The following is an 18,833-nucleotide window of genomic DNA, read 5'->3' on the forward strand; positions in this document are numbered from 1 at the left end:
GCGGCCGGCCGGCCCATGGCTCGCCCGCGACTTTGGGAGAGCGCTCTCTTGACAGCGCATCGTATCGCACTACACCCTGAGTTCTCCGTGAGAACGCTCTCTCATCAGTAACCGACGTACCCGAGCTGTCCTAATTACAGACGAAATTAGCCGGCCTTGAAAGGGGTCATTTCCATGAGAGCCAGCCCGTACCGCCGTATCGCGGCGACCGCCCTCGCCGCGGTCGCCGCACTGCCCGCGCTCGCCGCCTGCGGCGGCTCGGACGACGCCGCCGACGGCACGATCACGCTGACCGTCGACGTGTTCGGCCAGTTCGGCTACCAGGACCTGTACCGGCAGTACGAGGCCAGCCACCCCAACATCAAGATCGTCGAGCGGGGCACCGGGACGAACCTCGACGACTACTCGCCGAAGCTGACCCAGTGGCTGGCCGCCGGCGCCGGGGCCGGCGACGTGGTCGCCATCGAGGAGGGGCTGCTGACCGAGTACAAGGCCCACCCGAACAACTTCGTGAACCTGCTGGACCACGGCGCCGGCGACCTTGAGGGCAACTTCATGGCCTGGAAGTGGCAGCAGGGGCTGACCGCCGACGGCAAGCAGCTGATCGGCCTCGGCACCGACGTCGGCGGGATGGCCATGTGCTACCGCACGGACCTGTTCGCCAAGGCCGGCCTGCCCACCGACCGGGACGAGGTGTCGAAGCTCTGGCCCACCTGGGAGGACTACATCAGCACCGGGCGCAAGTTCGTCGCCGCGAACACCGGAGCCAGCTTCCTGGACGCCGCGACCAACACCTTCAACACGATCCTGTTGCAGGCCGCCGGCAACTCCGCCGGCTACAGCTACTACGACACCGGCGACAACCTCGTGGTGGACAGCAACCCCGCGGTGCGCCAGGCGTGGGACACCACCGTCGAGATCATCGACGCGAAGCTCTCCGGCCGGTACGGCGCCTGGTCCGACGAGTGGGTGGCCGCGTTCAAGCAGGCCAAGTTCGCCACCATCGCCTGCCCGGCCTGGATGACCGGCGTGATCGAGGGCAACTCCGGCCCCGAGGCCAAGGGCAAGTGGGACATCGCCACGGTGCCGGGCAACGGCGGCAACTGGGGTGGCTCCTTCCTCGCCGTACCCCGGCAGGGCAAGCACCAGAAGGAGGCCGTCGAGCTGGCCGAGTTCCTCACCAGCCCGGAGGGCCAGATCGGCGCCTTCAAGGACAAGGGCACCCTGCCCTCCTCCCCGCAGGCCCTGGACGACCCGGCCGTGACCGACGCGCACAACGCGTACTTCAACGACGCCCCCGTCGGCGAGATCTTCGGCACCGGCGCCCGCAGCCTCAAGCCGGTGTACATGGGGCCGAAGAACCAGGCCGTCCGGACCGAGGTCGAGAACGCGGTACGCACCGTCGAACTCGGCCAGCGCACCTCCGAGCAGGGCTGGGCCGACGCCGTGGCGAAGGCCAAGACCGCCGCGCAGAAGTGACGCCGCGAAAGGGATCCACCCGATGAGCCAACAGGCCAGCGTCCGCTCCCGCCGGGGACAGTCCCCCGGCGGGGCGGCCGCCCCACCAGCGCCGCCCGGACCGGCCGGCCCGGCCGAGGCACGCCGCACCCGCCTGTACCGGTGGAGCCGGCTCGACCACCGGCTCTCGCCGTACCTCTACGTCGCCCCGTTCTTCGTCCTCTTCGCGGCCTTCGGGCTCTACCCGCTCGGCTACACCGCCTGGGTCTCGCTGCACGACTGGGACCTGATGGCCGACGACCACCCGTTCGTCGGCCTGGCCAACTACGCGGCGCTGCTCACCGACGCCGACTTCTGGAACTCGGTGTTCAACACGACCGGGATCTTCGTGCTCGCCACGGTGCCGCAGTTGCTGCTCGCCCTCTGGCTGGCACACCTGCTCAACCGCACCCTGCGGGCGCGGACCGCGTTCCGGATGGGCATCCTGGTCCCCAACGTCACCTCGACGGCCGCCGTGGCGATCGTCTTCGGCCAGTTGTTCAACCGCGAGTTCGGGATGGTCAACTGGGCGCTCGACCTGATCGGGGTGCACGGCCCCGACTGGCACAGCAACCGGCTCGGCGCCTGGCTGGCCGTCTCCGCGATGGTCGACTGGCGGTGGACCGGCTACAACGCGCTGATCTTCCTGGCCGCCATGCAGGCCATCCCGCGGGACCTGTACGAGTCGGCCGCGCTGGACGGCGCCCGGCAGGCCCGACAGTTCTGGTCGATCACCGTCCCCATGCTCCGACCGACGATCATCTTCTGCACGGTCATCTCCACCATCGGCGGCCTGCAACTCTTCACCGAGCCGCTGCTGTTCAACTCCGGCCCCAACCCGATCCGCGGTGGACCGCTGCGGGAGTCGCAGACGGTCACCATGTACATGTTCGAGAACGCCTTCGCGCCGAACTTCAACTTCGGGTACGGCTCGGCCGTGGCCTGGATGCTCTTCCTGCTCATCATCGTGGTCGCGGCCGCCAACGTGGCCCTGATCCGCCGCTCCGCCCACCGAGGAGGCTGATCGTGTCGGCCGTACCCCTGCGCAGATCCGGCCGTCGCGGACCCGGCACCGACCTCTGGAACGCCAGCCGGCTCACGTACCTGACCCTGATCGTGGCCTGCCTGGTGTCGCTCTTCCCGATCTACTGGATGGTGGTGGTGGCCACCCGGTCGAACGACGCCATGGGACAGGTGCCGCCGCCGCTGCTGCCCGGCGGCCAGTTCGCCGGCAACACCGAGCGGCTGCTCGGCAACACCGACGCCAACTTCCTGACCGGGCTGGTCAACTCCGCCATCGTGGCCGGCTGCGTCACCGTCTCGGTGGTCTTCTTCTCCTCGCTGGCCGGCTTCGCCTTCGCGAAGCTGCGGTTCCGGGGCCGCAACAAGCTGCTACTGTTGATCATCGCCACCATGGCCGTGCCCACCCAGCTCGGCGTGATCCCGCTCTACCTGCTGATGACCAGGCTGGGCTGGAACAACCACCTCCAGGCGGTGATCGTCCCGGCGCTGGTCACCGGCTTCGGGGTGTTCCTGATGCGGCAGTACGCCGATCAGGCCGTCGCCGACGAGCTGATCGAGGCGGCCCGCGTCGACGGCTGCCAGACCTTCCGGATCTACTGGAGCGTGGTGCTCCCGGCACTGCGGCCGGCCGCGGCCGTGCTCGGTCTGCTCACCTTCATGACCACCTGGAACGACTTCATCTGGCCGTACGCCGTGCTCAACGACCCGCAGAATCCCACCGTCCAGCTCTCGCTACGGTCGCTGTCCCAGGGCTACTACCAGGACATGTCCCAGATCTTCACCGGTACGGCGATCGCGACGCTCCCGCTGCTCGCGGTCTTCATCATCTTCGGCCGTCAGATCATCGGCGGCATCATGGAAGGAGCGGTCAAGGCATGACCAGCTTTCCCGAGCACTTCGTCTGGGGCGCCGCCACGGCCGCGTACCAGATCGAGGGCGCCGTCACCGCGGACGGTCGCGGGCCCTCCATCTGGGACACCTTCAGCCACACGCCGGGCCGGGTGCTCGACGGGGACACCGGGGACGTCGCCTGCGACCACTACCACCGGTACCGGGACGACGTGGCGCTGGTCGCGGAGCTGGGCCTGGGCGCGTACCGCTTCTCGGTGGCCTGGCCGCGGGTCGTGCCCGGCGGCTCCGGTCCGACCAACGAGGCCGGCCTCGACTTCTACGACCGGCTGGTCGACGAGCTGCGGTCCCGGGACATCGTGCCGATGGCCACGCTCTACCACTGGGACCTGCCGCAGCCGCTGGAGGACCGGGGCGGCTGGACCGTGCGGGACACCGCGGAGCGTTTCGCCGAGTACGCGGTGAAGGTGTACGAGCGGCTCGGCGACCGGGTGCAGACCTGGAGCACCCTCAACGAGCCGTGGTGCTCGGCGTACCTGGGCTACGGCAGCGGCATACACGCGCCCGGCCGCCGCGACCCGGCCGCCGCCTTCGCCGCCCTGCACCACCTGCTGCTCGGACACGGCCTGGCGGTACGCGCGCTGCGGGCCGCCGGCGCCCGATCGGTCGGCCTGGTGGTCAATCCGGCCGTCGTCCGCCCGGCCGACCCGGCGAGCCCGGCCGACGCCGACGCGGTACGGCTGGTCGACGGCCTGCACAACCGGGTCATCCTCGATCCGGTGCTCGGTCGCGGATATCCCGAGGACATGGTCGCGCACATGTCCCGGTTCGGGGATCTCGACTGGTTCGACCCGGCCGACGAGAAGATCATCGCCACCCCGATCGACCTGCTCGGGCTGAACTACTACGCGCCCACCTACGTGGCCGCCCGCCCCGGCGCGTCCGGCTCGCCGAACTATCCGGGCAGCGAGGGCATCGAGTTCCCGGCCCCGACCGGCCCGGTCACCGACATGGGCTGGCAGATCGACCCGACCGGGTTGGCCGAGTTGCTCCGCCGGATCGGCGGCGACCAGCCGGACCTGCCCCTGTGGATCACCGAGAACGGCGCGGCGTTCCCCGACCGGCTCGTCGACGGGCGGGTCCGGGACACCGACCGGATCCGCTACCTGGACGGGCACCTGCGGGCCGTCCAGGCGGTGCTGGCCGAGGGCGTCGACGTACGCGGCTACCTGGCCTGGTCGCTGCTGGACAACTTCGAGTGGGCCGAGGGCTACCGGCGCCGGTTCGGCCTGGTGTACGTCGACTACCCGACGCAGCGGCGGACGCCCAAGGACAGCGCCCACTGGTACCGCTCGGTCGTCGCGGCGCACGCGCTGCCCGAGGAGCCGGCGCAGCCGCGCTGACGCACGGACACGCGGCGGGCTCGGCTGTGTGCCGAGCCCGCCGCTGCACGCTCATCCGATCCTCGGATCAGCGTCCGGTTCCCGGCGTTTTCCTAGCGTTGCAGGGTGAGCAGGCCCGGGCGGTAGGGCAGGAGGCCGTAGTCTCCGCCGGAGCTGGGGCTGCGGCCCTGGTAGAGCAGTTGGAGGTTGCAGGGGTCGATGGTCATGGTCTGGTCGGCGGTGGCGCGGATGAGGTCGCCGTGGCTGATGTCGTTGGTCCAGGTGGCGCCGCTGTTGGCTTTGCCGGCGAAGGGGTTGCTTTCGGTGGCGGCCTGGGGGGTCCAGGAGCCGGAGAGGCTGCTGGAGGTGAAGGAGCGGAAGTAGCGTCCGTTGGCGCCGATGGCTTCGACGATCATGAGGTACTGGTTCTGGCCCTGGACCTTGTAGACCTGGACGGCTTCGAAGAGGTTGTTGGTGGTGTCGCTCATGATCTGGGTGTAGGAGGAGCCGAAGCTGCCGGGGAAGTTGCCGATGGGCATGCTGGCTCGGTAGACCTTGCCGTTGTCGCCGGTGAAGAAGAGGTACATGTTGGTGCTGTCGGCGATGAGGGTCTGGTCGATGGGGCCGGTGCCGGAGCCGGAGATGCTTCCGGAGAACAGTGGCTGCGCCGCGGACCACCCGTTCGGGTTGGTGGGGTCACTGGAGGTCCGGTACGAGAAGGCCGTTGCACCCCACTGGTAGGCGAGCACCCAGATGTTCTTGGGGGCGAAGTAGAACAGGGTGGGTGCGACGGTGCCGGAGGACATGCCGTTCTGGCTGGCCGAGGCCATGTCCGACCAGTTGGTGAAGAGGCTGAAGTTCATCGAGCCCCAGCTGGATCCGGTGTCGTGGGTGGTGGCGTAGACCAGGTGTCGGCCGTTGTAGGGCACGGCGGTGAAGTCCTTGAGGGAGACCCAGCCGGACTTCGGGTTGGCCAGCGAGCCGGTGGAGGTCCACCGGTACGTCGAGGGCAGCGAACAGGTGCTGGTCGGCGTCGGGGTTGGCGTCGGCGTCGGGCTCGGCGTCGGGCTCGGGCTCGGGCTCGGCGAACTGGTGGTCGGGGCCACGGTCGGCGACGGGCTGCTGGTGGTCGGGTTCGTGGTCGGCGTGCTCGTGGTCGGCGTGGTGCTGCCGGTACACGCCACACCGTTCAGGGCGAAGCTCGTCGGTGCCGGGTTGCTGCCCGTCCACGACCCGTTGAAGCCGAACGACACGGTCCCGTTGGTGCCGACCGCGCCGTTGTAGCTCACGTTCGTGGCGGTCACCGCCGAGCCGCTCTGCGTCAGCGTGGTGTTCCACGCCTGGGTCACCGTCTGGCCGGCGCTGAACGACCAGGTCAGCGTCCAGCTCGACACCGGGTCGCCCAGGTTCGTGATCGTCACGTTGGCGCCGAAGCCGCCGGGCCACTCCGCCGAGACGGCGTAGTCCACCGAACAGCCGGCGGCCGCGGCGTCGGCCGGCAACGCCACGACGAATGCCGTCGACGACAGCAACGCGACGCCGGCCGACACCAGGCCGAGATTGGTGGCTCTGGATCTAGCCATGAAGCACCCTCCTGACGGGATGGCGGCCTGCGTATTTGTGGGGGTCGCTATGTAGTGAACGTTAACAGCCGCGTCGCGTATGTTACGGGAGCGCTCCCATAGCCTCAAGCTCATCTATCAATGCTCTTGCCGCCGCGCGGCCCCCGGCCGGCGTCCGGGCCGGCCGTTCGCTGCGCACGTTCACATGCCGGGCGGCACGCCGGGGTGGCACGCCGCGTTCACATGCCGGGGTGGCATGCGGGGGTGGCATGCCGGGGTGGCCTCCCCGGCCGGCGGTGCGCCACCATGGCCCGATGACCGTACTGACCGGGCAGCAGATCGCCGACGAGTCGCCCGACGGGTGGACCAACCTCGGCGACGGCCTGCAGACCCGCATCCGCACCGGGACCTTCGCCGCCGGGCTCGCCCTGGTCGACGCGATCGGCGCCACGGCCGAGGAGTTGGACCACCATCCCGACCTGAACCTGCGCTACACCCACATCGACGTCCGACTGGTCAGCCACGACGTACGGGGGGTCAGCCGCCGCGACATCCGGATGGCGCGCCGGATCACCGCGCTCGCCGCCGAGGCCGGCGCGACCCTGGAGCACGCCGGCCTGGCCCGACTGGAGCTGGCGCTGGACTCCCCGGCACACCGGGCGGTCCTGCCGTTCTGGGGCGCGGTGCTGGGCGTTGCGCCGGTGGCCGGCGCCGAGCCGGACAACGAGATCCTCGATCCGTACGGCGCGTTGCCCCCGGTGTGGTTCCAGCGATCCGGCGACGAGGAACCACGGCAGCGCTGGCATCCCGATGTCTGGGTGGATCCCGGGCAGGTCCGGCAACGCATCGACGCGGCCCTGGCCGCCGGCGGCACGCTGGTGAGCGACGCGGGAGCGCCGAGCTTCTGGGTGCTCGCCGACCCGGAGGGAAACCGCGCCTGCCTCTGCACCTGGCAGCAGCGCGACTGACCGTGCCGCGCGCGGGTCCTGGCCGATTCGGCAGGTTGGACCGACGGGCGGGAGGACCGGAGGCCCTCCGGGGTCCGGCCCAGGGCCGGACCGTAGCCGCGGCCGACGTACGCGACGAATCAAGATATTGACAAGCGTCCCGGCAGTAGCGTGGCAGCGTTCGGTTCTGTCGACAATGGTGGAGTCGAGGCTGCGTGTCGGTGCGGGAAGCGGAAGACTGGCCGGTGGCGGAGGCCGACGAACGGTCGTCGGCCCGGTCCACCGGGTCCGGCGGCTGGCGCGATCCGGCCCGCCGGGTGCTGACGATCCTGGTCCTGGTCATGGTCGTCGCCGCGGTGGGGCTAGCCTTGCGGGACCAGGACTGGTCGGCGTTGCGCTCGGCCACCAGGGATCGGCCGCCCACCGAGTTCGCACTCTTCGTCGGGATCGCGTTCCTGCTCAATGCCATCTCCGTGGTGCTGACCATGGTGTCGTGGCGGGAAATGATGTCTGGGCTCGGCGAGCGACTGAGCCTGGCGGCGGCGCTACGGATCTTCTTCGTCGGCCAGTTCGCCAAGTTCGTACCCGGCAAGGTGCTGGGTTTCGTCGTGGCCATCCGGATGGGCAAGGCGGTCGGAGTATCGGCGGGCCGGATGGCGTACGCATGGCTGCTTTCGCTGGTGGTGGTCATGCTCACCGGCGCCACCGCCGGGCTGGCCGCCGGCCCGGAGGTCTTCGGAGCCTCGGCCGCCTGGTTGGGGCTGGCCGCGGTGCCGATCATGGTCGTGCTTGTCCGTCCGGCGCTGCTGGGCCGGGCGGCGACGCTCGCGGCTGCGATACTGCGGCGGCCGTCGCCGGCCGCGGACGTCTCCGGGCGGGGAGTCCGTCGCGCGGTGCTCGTGCAGCTCGGCGCATGGCTGATCGGCGGACTCCACCTCTGGGTGCTCGCGGTCGCGATGAACGCGGCACCGGCACGCTCGTTCCTGCTCTGCGTGGGGGCGTTCGGTCTCGGCGCGGTCACCGGGATGCTGGCCGTGTTCGCCCCGGAGGGCATCGGCGTTCGCGAGGTGGTCCTGTTGGCCGCGCTTGGCGTGGCCCTGCCGCTGCCGGTGGCCGGGGTGGTGGTGTTGGTGAGCCGACTGGTGGTCACCCTGAGCGAGTTGACCACGGCCGGAGTGGCCCTGCTGATAAGTGAGATCCACCGTCGGGCACTGGCGAACGACCGGGCCGGAGTGGCCCCTGACGCTCGGGCCGAGGTGACGTCGATTCGACGTGCGGACGTTTGATTCGTCACGCCACGATGGGTCCGGTTCGCCCGGCTTTCCGCCGTACACCCTTTCTGGTAAAGGCGTGGTCAGCACCGTTGCATTGCGTATCCAAAGCCGTCAGAACAATTGAGGAAAATGCTTACAACCGCATATTGTCGCTCGTACCCGACCAACCAACCCTCTATACGCACCCATGGGCGACACCGGGTACGGCGGCACGATCCGTCGATACCGAGCGGATTAACAGATCCGAAACCGATTGCTAACACATGTGACGCGGAGACAATTGTCAATACAGAACCGACATCATCCACCGGGCCATGGCCGTCAGAGCAGCCACCAGCAGCCTAGAGTCGGGTCGACCAGGCGCCGTGACGACGGCACCGTCACTTCGATGTAGATGATTGTTCGATGTAACATAATAGGGCTGGCACGAGGCTGCGTTACCAGGCATACTGAATTGTAACGATCGATGGATCGATAACAGGAGTCTCCGTGGGTAATCCTGAGCCTGCGCTCGTGTCCGTCATTGTCCCCTGTCTCAACACGGCAAAGACCATCGAGCTGTGCATCAAGGCGGTACTCGCTCAGACGTACAGCTCCGTCGAGATGATCGTGGTGGATGACGGTAGCACCGACGGGACCGCCGAGATCGCGCGACGTCATGACTGCACGGTGATACAACTGCCGTCCAACATCGGGACAGGTCCGGCCCGCAACCGCGGGATAGCCGCGAGTCGCGGCAGTATCCTGTTCTTCCTCGACTCAGACGTCGCGTTGGCTCCCGACGCGGTCGCCAACGCCGTCCGGATCCTTGAGGAGAACCCTGGCTACGGTGGCGTCTGGGGCGTCTACGCGGACCGTCCGCTGGTCGACGACGGCCTGGTGGAGCGGGTTCAGGTGCTCCACGCCCACTACCGGCAAATCCGGAAATTGGGCCCGGCCCGGACCGGCCACTTCGCCGGTGGCGCCATCCGACGAAGCGTGGTCGACGAGGTCGGTGGCTTCGACGAGAAGCTGGGACCGATCAACGAGGACACCGAATACAGCCTGCGCATCGCCGAGCGGTTTCCCATGGTCAGAACGACTGAGATCGTCGGATACCACGACGACGATGACAAGGTTTCATCGGTGGTACGGAAGTGCTTCAAGCGGGCGATGCGGCTGGTGCCCCTGGCGCTTACGAAACGCGACTCCCGGTTCGAACGGGAGGCGACCTACCGGCCGCAGGAGGTGGCTGCGGTTTTCCTGGGCACGGTGACGTTGCCGCTGGCGGTCTTCTCGGTCTATTTGCTGGCCGTGCCCTTGGCCTTCCTGGCCTGGTTCGTCGCCGCAGACCGCGGGCGGCTGGGCTTCGTCCGCCGGAACGCGGGCTGGCGGCTCGTCCTGCCATGCGTGGCGCTCAACTACACCTACTGCCTGACCATCTCGGCCGCGGCCCTCAGCGGCGGACTGTGCTACCTCGTTGATCCACGGTTCCGCCGACGGTGGTCGGGGGCGGTCGCCGACTGACCGGGCCGGCTCGCTTTTCCGACACGGGGGACGTGATACGGGTGAGAATTCGGCTACTTGGACCGATCGAAGTGGAGTCCGGCGGGCGTTCCCTGGACGTGGGTCCGAGGCAGCGCCGAGCGGTGCTGGCGGCGCTGGCGGTGGATGCCGGCACGCCGGTGTCGAGCGAAGCGTTGGCCGACCGGGTGTGGGGCATGGCCGCACCGGAAGGATCCCGCAGTTCCCTCTATGCCCATGTGGCTCGGTTGCGGCGGGCACTCAGCGAGGCAGACGATGACGGCGAAGGACCGATCGGCCTGATCCGGCACGACGACGGTTACCTGCTCAACATCGACCGGCGCCTGGTCGACCATCACCGATTTCAGGAACTGGTCGAGGTCAGCCGCGCCGCGACCAGGCCTGACGAGCGGATCGAGTTGCTGAGCGAGGCGATGAACCTGTGGCGCGGCACTCCGTTGTCCACGCTGACCAGCGACTGGATGCTGCGGGTCCGGAGAACGATCGAGTACCAGTTCACTGGACTGGCCGCGGCCTGGGGGGCCGAGGAACTCCGGCGCGGGAGGGCCGACGTGGTCTCCGACCGACTGGCGCAGCTCGTGGGTGCCTACCCTCTGGCGGAGCCGCTGGTCGGGCTCCAGATGCGGGCCCTGTGCGCCGTGGGGCGGGTTTCGGAAGCGCTGCAGTGCTACGCGGATGCGCGTTCCCAGATTGTCGAACAACTCGGTGCCGAACCCGGGCCGGAGCTGCGTCGGATGCACCTGGCCGTGCTGCGGGGCGAGCTTGACAAGGAACCACGCGCCGAGGTCGTGCTGCACCGGCCCACGGCCCGGGAGACACCGCGGCAGCTTCCCACCGACCTGTCGCGATTCGTGGGTCGCGCCCGCGAGCTGACCCGGGTGTTGGGCTCGTTCACGCCGTCCGGACACCACGGACCGGCCCCTGTCGTGAACATCTACGGCGCGGCCGGCATCGGCAAGTCCACGCTGGCGATCCACGCCGGGCACCGGCTCGTCGAGCGGTACCCGGACGGTCAGATCTATCTGGACCTGCGTGGTTCCGGGTCGGCCATGGCGCCGCTGAGCCCGGCCGAGGCCCTGGCTCGACTGCTGCGCACGCTCCATGGAGCCACGCCGTACAAGCCCGTCCAGGTCGACGAGGCCGCCGCGCTGTTCCGGTCGCTCGTGGCCGGCCGCCGGCTGCTGCTGGTGCTGGACAATGCGACCGACGCCGGCCAGGTGAACCCGCTACTGCCCAGCGGCACCGGCTGCGGCACGATCGTGACCAGCCTCCAGCCGCTGACCGGGTTGGTTGACGCCGGCCAGGTGTGGATGGGTGCGCTCTCGGTCGACGAGGCGGTGGCGTTACTCGGCCAGTGGGTCGGGGCAGCCCGGATCGCCGCCGAGCCGGAGGCGGCGGCCGCCATCGCCCGTTGGTGCGAGTGCCTGCCGCTGGCGCTGCGGATCGCCGGCGCCAGGCTGGTCGCCCGGCCCGGTTGGCCGCTGGCCGAACTGCGCGACCGGCTGGCCGACGAGCGCCGACGGCTGGACAACCTGGAACTGGACGGCATCGGCCTGCGCGCCAGCATCGGCGGCTCCTACCATCGGCTGTCCCGCAGCACCGATCTGCGCGAGCGTGCCACGGCGGAGGCGTTCAAGCTGCTGGGCGCCGCGGACGAACCGGAACTCGATCGTTGCGCCGCGGCCCGGGTGCTGACCCGCTCCGAGGCGGACGCGGAACGGGTCCTGGAGTGTCTGGTCGATGCGCAACTCCTGGAAACCTCCTCGCCGGGCAGCTACCGGATGGGCGATCTGGTCCGGCTCTACGCCCGGGAACGGTTTGCCGGACGGCAGGACGATGAGCCTGCGCGTCAGGTGTCGGAGGGAGCCGGAACACCATGATCCGACATTCCGCGCCCCACCGGTGACCGGCGACCATCGTCCCTGCGCACCGGACAGGTAAGCCACCATACATCCACGCGCGTCTGTTTGAAAAGGGACGTTTTTGCGATTGTCGAGAGGAGCGAGGACGCCAGATCTGGACAAGATATTGCCAAGGCAGGGATGGTGGCGACGCGGCTAACCTGCGCTGTGTGCGGCTGTGGATCGGGTCGCACGGCAGCCCGGATGGAGGGTAACCGTGATGCCGAAGCCAATAGGGGTCGATGAATCCGAAATTGCGTTCGGCGAGATCGCGGCCGCCGAGGAACGAGCGGCTCAGGTCGGCCGGGCCGTCCTCCGAGATCTACTCTCCCTGCTGCGTCCGGGGCAGTGGCCCAAGAACGTGCTGGCGGTGTCGATCCCGTTGCTCGACCTGCGGGTCTGGAATTTCGCGAGCCTGTTGCACGTGGCCTGGGCCGTGGTGGCGTTCACGGTTGCGTCGTCCATCGTGTACGTCGTCAACGATCTCGCCGACCGCAACCGGGACCGGGCTCATCCCACCAAGCGACACCGGGCCATCGCCTCCGGCCGCACCTCCGTTCCCGAGGTGCTGCTGTTGCTGGTGCTCCTGTTCGGCCTGTTGGTCGGGGTGCTGAGTCTCGAACCGGTGTCCTCCTGCTGGCCGATCGGCGCTTACCTACTGCTCACCACGTGCTACTCCGCGGCGCTCAAGCACGTGCCCCTGGTTGACGTCTTCGTGGTCGCGCTGGGGTTCGGGCTGCGGATGATGCAGGGCTACCTGGCAGTACGAGTTGAGGTGTCCGGATGGCTCCTGACCTGTGTGTTCCTGCTCTGCCTGCTGTTCATCCTGGGCAAACGGCGTCAGGAGCTGTCCGCAACCGCCGGCGCCCACCGTCCAGCGTTGCGCGGCTACACCATTCCGTTCACCGACCAACTCATGCTGCTCAGCGCCGTACTCGCGGTCGGCTCGTATCTCCTGTACGTGCGGACCGAGGCGCCCCTGGGCCGGTACGCCCTCGCGGCGGCGGTGCTGACCGCGCCGCTGGCACTGTTCGGCCTCTTCCGGTACCTCCAGATGGTGCTGGTCCAGAATGGTGGTGAAAACCCGGTTCGCATGCTCCTGCGGGACCCGGCGCTCGTCATCAACTCGCTGTTGATGGTTGCCGTGTCGGGCGGATTTCTGCTCATTTCCCACTTCCGACCGTCAACCTGATACGCGTCACGCGAGTGAAACGTCCTGTCACCTGCCAGAAACCGGAGAGTTCATTGCCCCCGAGGGATTGCGACTAGGTTGATGGATGCCAAATACGACCTTACCGTCGCCCTTACCTACTATGAGCCGTACATCAGCGGCCTGACCCACACCGCCCGATGCATAGCCGAGGGAATGGTGGAACGGGGCTGGCGGGTGGCGGTAGTCGCGACGCAGCACGACCCGCAACTGCCGCTCCGGGAAACCATCGCCGGCGTCGATGTCTACCGTGCGCCTCCGCTGGTGCGGGTCAACCGGGGCTTCATCACCCCCGCTATCCGGCACTCACCGCACGCCTGGCCCGTAGATCCTCGGTCCTGTTCCTCAACCTGCCGATGGCCGAGGCCGCTCTGGTGACGGCCGCAGCCGGCCGGACGCCGGTGGTGAGCATGGTGCACATCGACCTGTACCTGCCGCCGAGCCGGTTCAGCCGGGCGCTCGTGCGAATGTCGGACGCGACCTCTCGGGCGGCGATCCGCCGGTCGGCCGCCGTCGTGGCCTACAGCCAGGACCAGGCGGTCGCGTCGCAGTTCTGGCCGGACATCCGCAAACGCCGGTTCGTTCCCATCGCCGCGCCGTGCCTGGACCGCCGCGACGGCCAGCCGCGCTACCGGGAGACCGACGCCCTGCACGTCGGCTTCCTCGGCCGGGTCGTGGAGGAAAAGGGCATTCCATATCTGGTACGAGCATTCCGCCAGATCGCCGATCCCGACGCTCGATTGCTGATCGCCGGCAACTACCACGCGGTCGCGGGTGGAAGCAACCTTGCCGACATCCAGGCCGAGATCGCCGGGGACAGCCGGATCCGGGTCCTGGGCGAGCTGCGCGGCAAGGAGGTGGACGACTTCTATGCGTCCATCGACGTCTTCGCGCTGCCGTCCGTGGCCGAGTCGTTCGGCATCGTCCAGGCAGAGGCGATGATGTGCGGCATCCCGTCGGTCACCACGGACCTCCCCGGCGGTCGGTACCCGGTGACCTCCACCGGCTTCGGACGGGTCATCCCGCCACGCGACCCGGTGGCGCTGGAGAAGGCCATTCTGGAGATGGCGGACGCCCCCCAGGACTGGCGGGACGGCAAGGCGAAGGAGGCGCGCGAGCGATTCTCGCTCGCGACCTGCCTGGACGGGTACGAGGCCCTGTTCACCTCACTGCGCGAGCGACGCTGACCGATGGGAGAACACATGACTGGGCAGCCGCTGGTCTCGGTGATCATTCCGAACTACAACTACGGCCGGACCCTGCCGGCGTGCATCGAGGCGGTGCAGCGTCAGACCTACCCGGCCATCGAGATCATCGTGGCGGACGACCGCAGCACCGACGACTCGGTGGCCATCGCGCGCCGGTACGGGGTCACCGTGCTGGAGACCCCGGAGAACAGCGGCGTCTCCATCGCCCGCAACCTCGGTGCGGAGCATGCCAGCGGCCGGATCCTGTTCTTCCTCGACTCGGACGTGGCGCTCGATCCCGACGCCGTCGCCAACGCCGTGGCGGTGTTGGCCGATGACCCCGGGATCGGCGCGATCTGCGGGATGTACCGGGCCGAACCGCTCTTCCCGGCCGGGATCGTCAAGGAGTACCGGGCAATCCAGCAGTACGTCTGGTTCGGCGAGATCGAGGGGCGGATCCCCGGCCTGCACTCGGCGCTCTGCGCCATGCGGGTGGAGGTGTTTCGCGAGATCGGGCCGTTCAACCACCGGCTGCGCTGGACGGAGGAACAGGAGTACGGCTTCCGGCTCAACACCCGGTACGAGGTTCGAGCCACCCGGAGGATCCGGGGCCGGCACGACCATGACGCCACCGTCGGCGTCCTGCTGCGCAAGGTGTTTCAGCGGACCCGGCTCGGCGCGCCGAACTGGATGCGACTGAACCGGCTGCCCGGCGGAGCGGCCACCGGGCTCCGCGCCGTGGGCAGCGGCTTCGTCCTGGCCGCCGTGCTCAGCCTCGTGGCGGTGCCACTGCTCGGTCGGTGGGCGCTGCTGGCCACCGCGGCACTCCTCGGCGTCGGCATCCTGCTCGACAGGCAGACGTACGCCTACGCCTACCGCACCCGCGGCGTCCTGTTCGGACTGCGGTTCACCGCGATACACCTGATGGTGATGTTCACCTCGGCGCTGGCGGCCGGCCTCGGCATCCTCCAGGGGCTGCTCTTCCCTGGTTGGGTCCGGCGACTCTACGGGCCGGAGATGACGGCATGACCCGGCCGGTCCTGGTGACGGGTGGCGCCGGGGTGCTCGGCAAGGCGCTGGCCAGTACGCTCGCCGGGCGGGGCGATCAGGTGGTGAGCATGGACATCCGGCCCTGGCCGGCCGCCCCGCCCGGGGTGCGGCACACAGTGGGTGACATCCGTGACCGTGAACGGATGCGGTTGCTGACGGACGGTGCCGGCGCGGTCGTGCACTGCGCGTCCGCGCTACCGAGCTACCCGGCGGCGACGATCCGCTCGGTGATCGTCGATGGCAGTCGTTCGGTACTGGACGCCGCCAGACACGCCGGGGTGTCCCGGGTGGTCTACATCTCGACGACGTCCGTCTACGGTCTGCCCACCGTGGTGCCGACACCGGAGACCTACCCTCGGCAGCCGGTCGACCCGTACGGCGTCTGCAAGGTCGAGGTGGAGCAGATGTGCGAGCGGCTGCGCGATGAGGGGATGGTCGTCCCCATCCTGCGCCCGAAGACCTTTCTCGGGCCCGGTCGGATGGGGCTCTTCGCGATGCTGTTCGAGTGGGCCGAGGAGGGGCACAACTTTCCACTGCTCGGCGGTGGTCGGGCGCTCACCCAGATGTGCGCCACCGAGGATGTCGTAACGGCCGTACTGGCCGTGCTCGAAGCGCCCGACGAGATCGCCAACGACACGTACAACGTCGCCGCGGCGGAGTTCGGGTCCCTGCGCGACGACTTCCAGGCCGTGCTCGACGCCGCGGGACACGGCAAACGCGTGGTCGGGGTTCCAGCCCGATCGGCTGCCGCGGTCCTCAACGTGCTGTCGATGCTACGGCTTTCGCCGATCTACCGGCGGTTGGCCTACAAGCTCATCGCGGACTCCTACGTCAGCATCGAGCACGCCGGCAACCGGTTGGGTTTCCAGCCGCGCTACTCCAATCGCGAGGCCATCCTCGCCGCGTACGAGTGGTGGCGGGCCAACCGCGGCAGTGCGGCGGGCCGGGCGGAGACCCGGCAAGGTCAGGCGACCGGTCGCACCAGTGACGATCCCTGGCGGCAGCGAGCGCTCACGCTGGCGAAGGCGATCTTCTGACGGGCTGCCGGGGCGGCCCGCGACCAGCAGGCCGCCCCGGCAGACCCTGGACGGTGCCTTATCCGTGCTGGCCGATCTCGGCCACGCCGAACGCGTCAACGCCGGTGAGCTCGGCCGACACGGCCCAGAGGCGTTGCGCCTCCACGTCCGAGCTGACCTGCACCTCGGCCACGTCGCAGTCTTGGCAGTAGACCCCGCCCAGGCCCGCCAGAGCCGGCGAGGTGGCCGCCCAGACCTGGGTCGCGGCGCCCTGCTCGGGGGTCTTGAAGATCGGCATCGCGACGTTGCCTTCCTCGTCGATCCAGCCGGCCGCGACCATCTCCGCCTTCGCCAGGTGGCGCTGGAGTGGCGTGAGAATGTATCCGGGGTTCACCGAGAAGGCGCGTACCCCCGCGCCCCGGCCAAGCTCATCGAGTCGCGCGGCGAACAGCGCGTTTGCCTTCTTCGACTGGATGTACGCCTGCCACTTGTCATAGCCCTGCCGGAAGTGCAGGTCATCCCAGCGAATCCGGGCGGATTCGTCGAGGCCGGTGGACAGGACGACCACCCGTCCCCCGCCATTTCCGGCAATCGCCGGCCACAACTGATTGACCAGCGCGTAGTGGCCGAGATGATTGGTCGCGAACTGAGCCTCCCAGCCCGGACCGACCTGGGTCTGCGGACAGGCCATGATCCCGGCGTTGTTGACCATTATGTCGATCGTCCGGCCGGCGGCCAGGAAACGCTTTGCAAAGCTGCCGACACTGTCCAGATCGGCCAGGTCGAGCTCGTCCACCTCCACGCCGGCGATGCCACTCACCGCCGCCTGAGCCGGTTCCGGCCGCCGAGCGGGCACAACCACGTGAGCGCCGGCGCCGGCGAGTGCACGAGTGGTCGCCAGCCCGAGACCGGAGTAGCCACCCGTGACGACCGCGAGTTTCCCGGTCAGGTCGATCCCGTTCAGAACGTCATCGGCGGTGCTCTCGGCGCCGAAACCCGACCCGATCCTGCGTTGAGGCGTTTTCATGACGACAATTGTAAATGTTGGCCCTGTCCGATCGGGGAAGGCGACCTGCCCGCCAAGACACGGACAAGGTCCCGGCCCGTAGCCTTTTGTGGCTGGAAGCGACCCGGACGTGGGGGTGTGGTGATGACGGCGAACGGGCCTGGACTCGATGTCGTGACCGAGCCGGAGCAGCCGGGCACACCAACCGTGGCGGCGAGGACGCGGCGGGAGCGCCTCGCCTGGTTCCGTGCCCGCCGACCGGGCCGGAGCCGATGGGGTTGGTGGACCCGGGCGGCGGTGGCGCTCTGCGTGTCCTGGCTGGTGTTCGTCGTCCTGCATCGGTCGCTCAGCGGCCGGTACTACTGGTGGGGACCGTTCGACCTGCTGCCGCCCTTCGTGTTCGCGGCGGTCCCGCTGCTACTGCTGCCCGTGGCCCAGTTCGCCCGGCCGGTGCGCTGGCGGCTCACCCTGGTGCCGGTGCTCGCCCTCGTGCTGGGTCTCGGAATCAGCGGCATCAACTTCGGCACCGTCTTCTACAGCCCATCGGCGCCACCGCCCGACGCGATCAAGCTGGTCACCTGGAACACCGAGTACTGGGACCAGGACGTCCGGGAGAGCGGTCACGGCACGGCCTACTTCTACCGGTTCCTGCGCGGGCTTGACGCCGACGTCTACCTGCTGCACGAGTACGCCCACGCCGACTTCACCCTGCCGGACGTCTTCGCACAGGCCCTGGTCATCGATCAGATGGCGGAGCTGCGGCAGAACTTTCCCGGTTACCAGATCATCCTTGAGGGCCGGAACATCACGCTGTCCCGGCTCCCGGTGGTTGCACACCGCCCGCTCTACTCGACGCCCTGGCTTCCCGACGATCTGAAGCCCCTACCGCCGGCCTTCGACGGCCATCCGCTCTTCTACACCTCACAGGTACTGCGCACGGACATCCGGGTGGGCGACAGGGTCGTGTCCTTCTACGACACCCACCTGTTCCAGCCACCTCGGCGGATGCTCATGATGAAGGGCGAGCCGGGACAGAGCGTGTTTCAGGTTGACCGCTTCAACTTCTCCATGCGACGCGCGAGTCTTGAGGCGATCCGCGCGGACGTCAAGGACAATCCGCAGCCGATCGTGCTCGCCGGCGACCTGAACACCTCACCGTCAATGGGGGCGCTCAGGATGCTGCCGGATCGTCTGGTGGACCACACCCGGGCGCTGTCGTCGCTCTACCCCGCGACGTGGGAGGTGGGAAAGCGCCCCTACTGGCGGATCGACTGGCTGCGCACCACCCCGGATGTGAACGTCCACCGATACGAGTTCCTGGACCCGCAGGGCCTGTCTGACCATCGGGTACAGCAGATCCAGCTGACCGTGCAGGGCTGACGGTCGGCCGTGCGGGGTCGGTCCG

15 protein-coding genes are annotated in these 18,833 nt (G+C 68.8%); 13 read left to right on the forward strand and 2 right to left on the reverse strand.

Annotated elements, in window-relative coordinates; genetic code table 11:
• Positions 1-174 precede the first annotated feature (174 nt).
• Genes CIK06_RS28010 through CIK06_RS28025 form a run of 4 tightly spaced genes read left to right on the forward strand, consistent with a single transcriptional unit; the run spans position 175 to position 4,772 of the window.
• Positions 175-1,479 (forward strand): ABC transporter substrate-binding protein, encoded by a 1,305-nt coding sequence (locus tag CIK06_RS28010; protein WP_095567298.1) that lies wholly within the window; start codon positions 175-177, stop codon positions 1,477-1,479.
• Positions 1,480-1,501: 22 nt separating this feature from the next.
• Entirely contained in the window at positions 1,502-2,521 is a 1,020-nt protein-coding gene (locus CIK06_RS28015) for a carbohydrate ABC transporter permease (RefSeq protein ID WP_095567299.1), read from the forward strand.
• 2 nt (positions 2,522-2,523) lie between these two features.
• The gene (locus CIK06_RS28020; RefSeq protein ID WP_232533908.1) at positions 2,524-3,399 is read left to right on the forward strand and encodes a carbohydrate ABC transporter permease; all 876 of its coding nucleotides are present in this window, start codon (positions 2,524-2,526) and stop codon (positions 3,397-3,399) included.
• Positions 3,396-4,772, forward strand: coding sequence for a GH1 family beta-glucosidase (locus tag CIK06_RS28025; RefSeq protein ID WP_095567300.1), 1,377 nt, complete (start codon positions 3,396-3,398; stop codon positions 4,770-4,772). The genes CIK06_RS28020 and CIK06_RS28025 overlap by 4 nt, the downstream gene beginning before the upstream one ends.
• 92 nt (positions 4,773-4,864) lie before the next feature.
• On the opposite strand, the gene CIK06_RS28030 is transcribed toward CIK06_RS28025, so the two are convergent.
• A complete protein-coding gene (locus CIK06_RS28030) occupies positions 4,865-6,334 on the reverse strand; it encodes a non-reducing end alpha-L-arabinofuranosidase family hydrolase (RefSeq protein WP_095567301.1) in 1,470 nt (489 codons plus the stop codon).
• A 293-nt stretch (positions 6,335-6,627) separates the two neighbouring features.
• On the opposite strand from CIK06_RS28030, the gene CIK06_RS28035 reads away from it, so the two are divergent.
• The 8 genes from CIK06_RS28035 to CIK06_RS28070 all read left to right on the forward strand — a co-directional run bounded on the left by CIK06_RS28035 (position 6,628) and on the right by CIK06_RS28070 (position 16,443).
• Positions 6,628-7,281: a 4a-hydroxytetrahydrobiopterin dehydratase gene (locus CIK06_RS28035; protein ID WP_095567302.1), complete on the forward strand. Its 654-nt coding sequence runs from the start codon at positions 6,628-6,630 to the stop codon at positions 7,279-7,281.
• Positions 7,282-7,481: 200 nt separating this feature from the next.
• Positions 7,482-8,546, forward strand: a complete 1,065-nt coding sequence (locus tag CIK06_RS28040) for a lysylphosphatidylglycerol synthase domain-containing protein (RefSeq protein WP_157756982.1) — start codon at positions 7,482-7,484, stop codon at positions 8,544-8,546.
• A 477-nt stretch (positions 8,547-9,023) separates the two neighbouring features.
• Positions 9,024-10,040, forward strand: coding sequence for a glycosyltransferase family A protein (locus CIK06_RS28045; protein ID WP_198348038.1), 1,017 nt, complete (start codon positions 9,024-9,026; stop codon positions 10,038-10,040).
• Between the two features lie 122 nt (positions 10,041-10,162).
• On the forward strand, positions 10,163-11,938 hold the full coding sequence (locus CIK06_RS28050; protein WP_198348039.1) for a BTAD domain-containing putative transcriptional regulator: 1,776 nt from the start codon (positions 10,163-10,165) through the stop codon (positions 11,936-11,938).
• Between the two features lie 241 nt (positions 11,939-12,179).
• Positions 12,180-13,151 carry a UbiA prenyltransferase family protein gene (locus CIK06_RS28055; protein ID WP_095567306.1) on the forward strand — a complete coding sequence of 324 codons (972 nt, stop codon included), beginning with the start codon at positions 12,180-12,182 and terminating at the stop codon, positions 13,149-13,151.
• A 374-nt stretch (positions 13,152-13,525) separates the two neighbouring features.
• Complete coding sequence (locus CIK06_RS28060) at positions 13,526-14,356, forward strand: glycosyltransferase family 4 protein (RefSeq protein ID WP_232533909.1); 831 nt, start codon at positions 13,526-13,528, stop codon at positions 14,354-14,356.
• A gap of 15 nt (positions 14,357-14,371) precedes the next feature.
• A complete protein-coding gene (locus CIK06_RS28065; RefSeq protein WP_095567307.1) occupies positions 14,372-15,385 on the forward strand; it encodes a glycosyltransferase family 2 protein in 1,014 nt (337 codons plus the stop codon).
• The gene (locus CIK06_RS28070; RefSeq protein ID WP_095567308.1) at positions 15,382-16,443 is read left to right on the forward strand and encodes an NAD(P)-dependent oxidoreductase; all 1,062 of its coding nucleotides are present in this window, start codon (positions 15,382-15,384) and stop codon (positions 16,441-16,443) included. Before CIK06_RS28065 ends, CIK06_RS28070 begins: the two co-directional genes overlap by 4 nt.
• Positions 16,444-16,501: 58 nt before the next feature.
• On the opposite strand, the gene CIK06_RS28075 is transcribed toward CIK06_RS28070, so the two are convergent.
• On the reverse strand, positions 16,502-17,449 hold the full coding sequence (locus CIK06_RS28075; RefSeq protein ID WP_095567309.1) for an SDR family NAD(P)-dependent oxidoreductase: 948 nt from the start codon (positions 17,447-17,449) through the stop codon (positions 16,502-16,504).
• Between the two features lie 153 nt (positions 17,450-17,602).
• Between CIK06_RS28075 and CIK06_RS28080 the strand changes: the two genes are divergently transcribed.
• Positions 17,603-18,808, forward strand: coding sequence for an endonuclease/exonuclease/phosphatase family protein (locus tag CIK06_RS28080; RefSeq protein ID WP_157756983.1), 1,206 nt, complete (start codon positions 17,603-17,605; stop codon positions 18,806-18,808).
• Positions 18,809-18,833: the final 25 nt, after the last annotated feature.

Origin of the sequence: Plantactinospora sp. KBS50 (assembly GCF_002285795.1) — a bacterium.
Classification (GTDB): Bacteria; Actinomycetota; Actinomycetes; order Mycobacteriales; family Micromonosporaceae; genus KBS50.

What these genes read in the sequence shown, in the direction of transcription:
- CIK06_RS28010 (WP_095567298.1), top strand. Translation starts at nt 175, where the DNA reads ATGAGAGCCAGCCCGTACCGCCGTATCGCGGCGACCGCCCTCGCCGCG.
- CIK06_RS28015 (WP_095567299.1), top strand. Translation starts at nt 1,502, where the DNA reads ATGAGCCAACAGGCCAGCGTCCGCTCCCGCCGGGGACAGTCCCCCGGC.
- CIK06_RS28025 (WP_095567300.1), top strand. Translation starts at nt 3,396, where the DNA reads ATGACCAGCTTTCCCGAGCACTTCGTCTGGGGCGCCGCCACGGCCGCG.
- CIK06_RS28030 (WP_095567301.1), bottom strand. Translation starts at nt 6,334, where the DNA reads ATGGCTAGATCCAGAGCCACCAATCTCGGCCTGGTGTCGGCCGGCGTC.
- CIK06_RS28035 (WP_095567302.1), top strand. Translation starts at nt 6,628, where the DNA reads ATGACCGTACTGACCGGGCAGCAGATCGCCGACGAGTCGCCCGACGGG.
- CIK06_RS28055 (WP_095567306.1), top strand. Translation starts at nt 12,180, where the DNA reads ATGCCGAAGCCAATAGGGGTCGATGAATCCGAAATTGCGTTCGGCGAG.
- CIK06_RS28060 (WP_232533909.1), top strand. Translation starts at nt 13,526, where the DNA reads ATGGCCGAGGCCGCTCTGGTGACGGCCGCAGCCGGCCGGACGCCGGTG.
- CIK06_RS28065 (WP_095567307.1), top strand. Translation starts at nt 14,372, where the DNA reads ATGACTGGGCAGCCGCTGGTCTCGGTGATCATTCCGAACTACAACTAC.
- CIK06_RS28070 (WP_095567308.1), top strand. Translation starts at nt 15,382, where the DNA reads ATGACCCGGCCGGTCCTGGTGACGGGTGGCGCCGGGGTGCTCGGCAAG.
- CIK06_RS28075 (WP_095567309.1), bottom strand. Translation starts at nt 17,449, where the DNA reads ATGAAAACGCCTCAACGCAGGATCGGGTCGGGTTTCGGCGCCGAGAGC.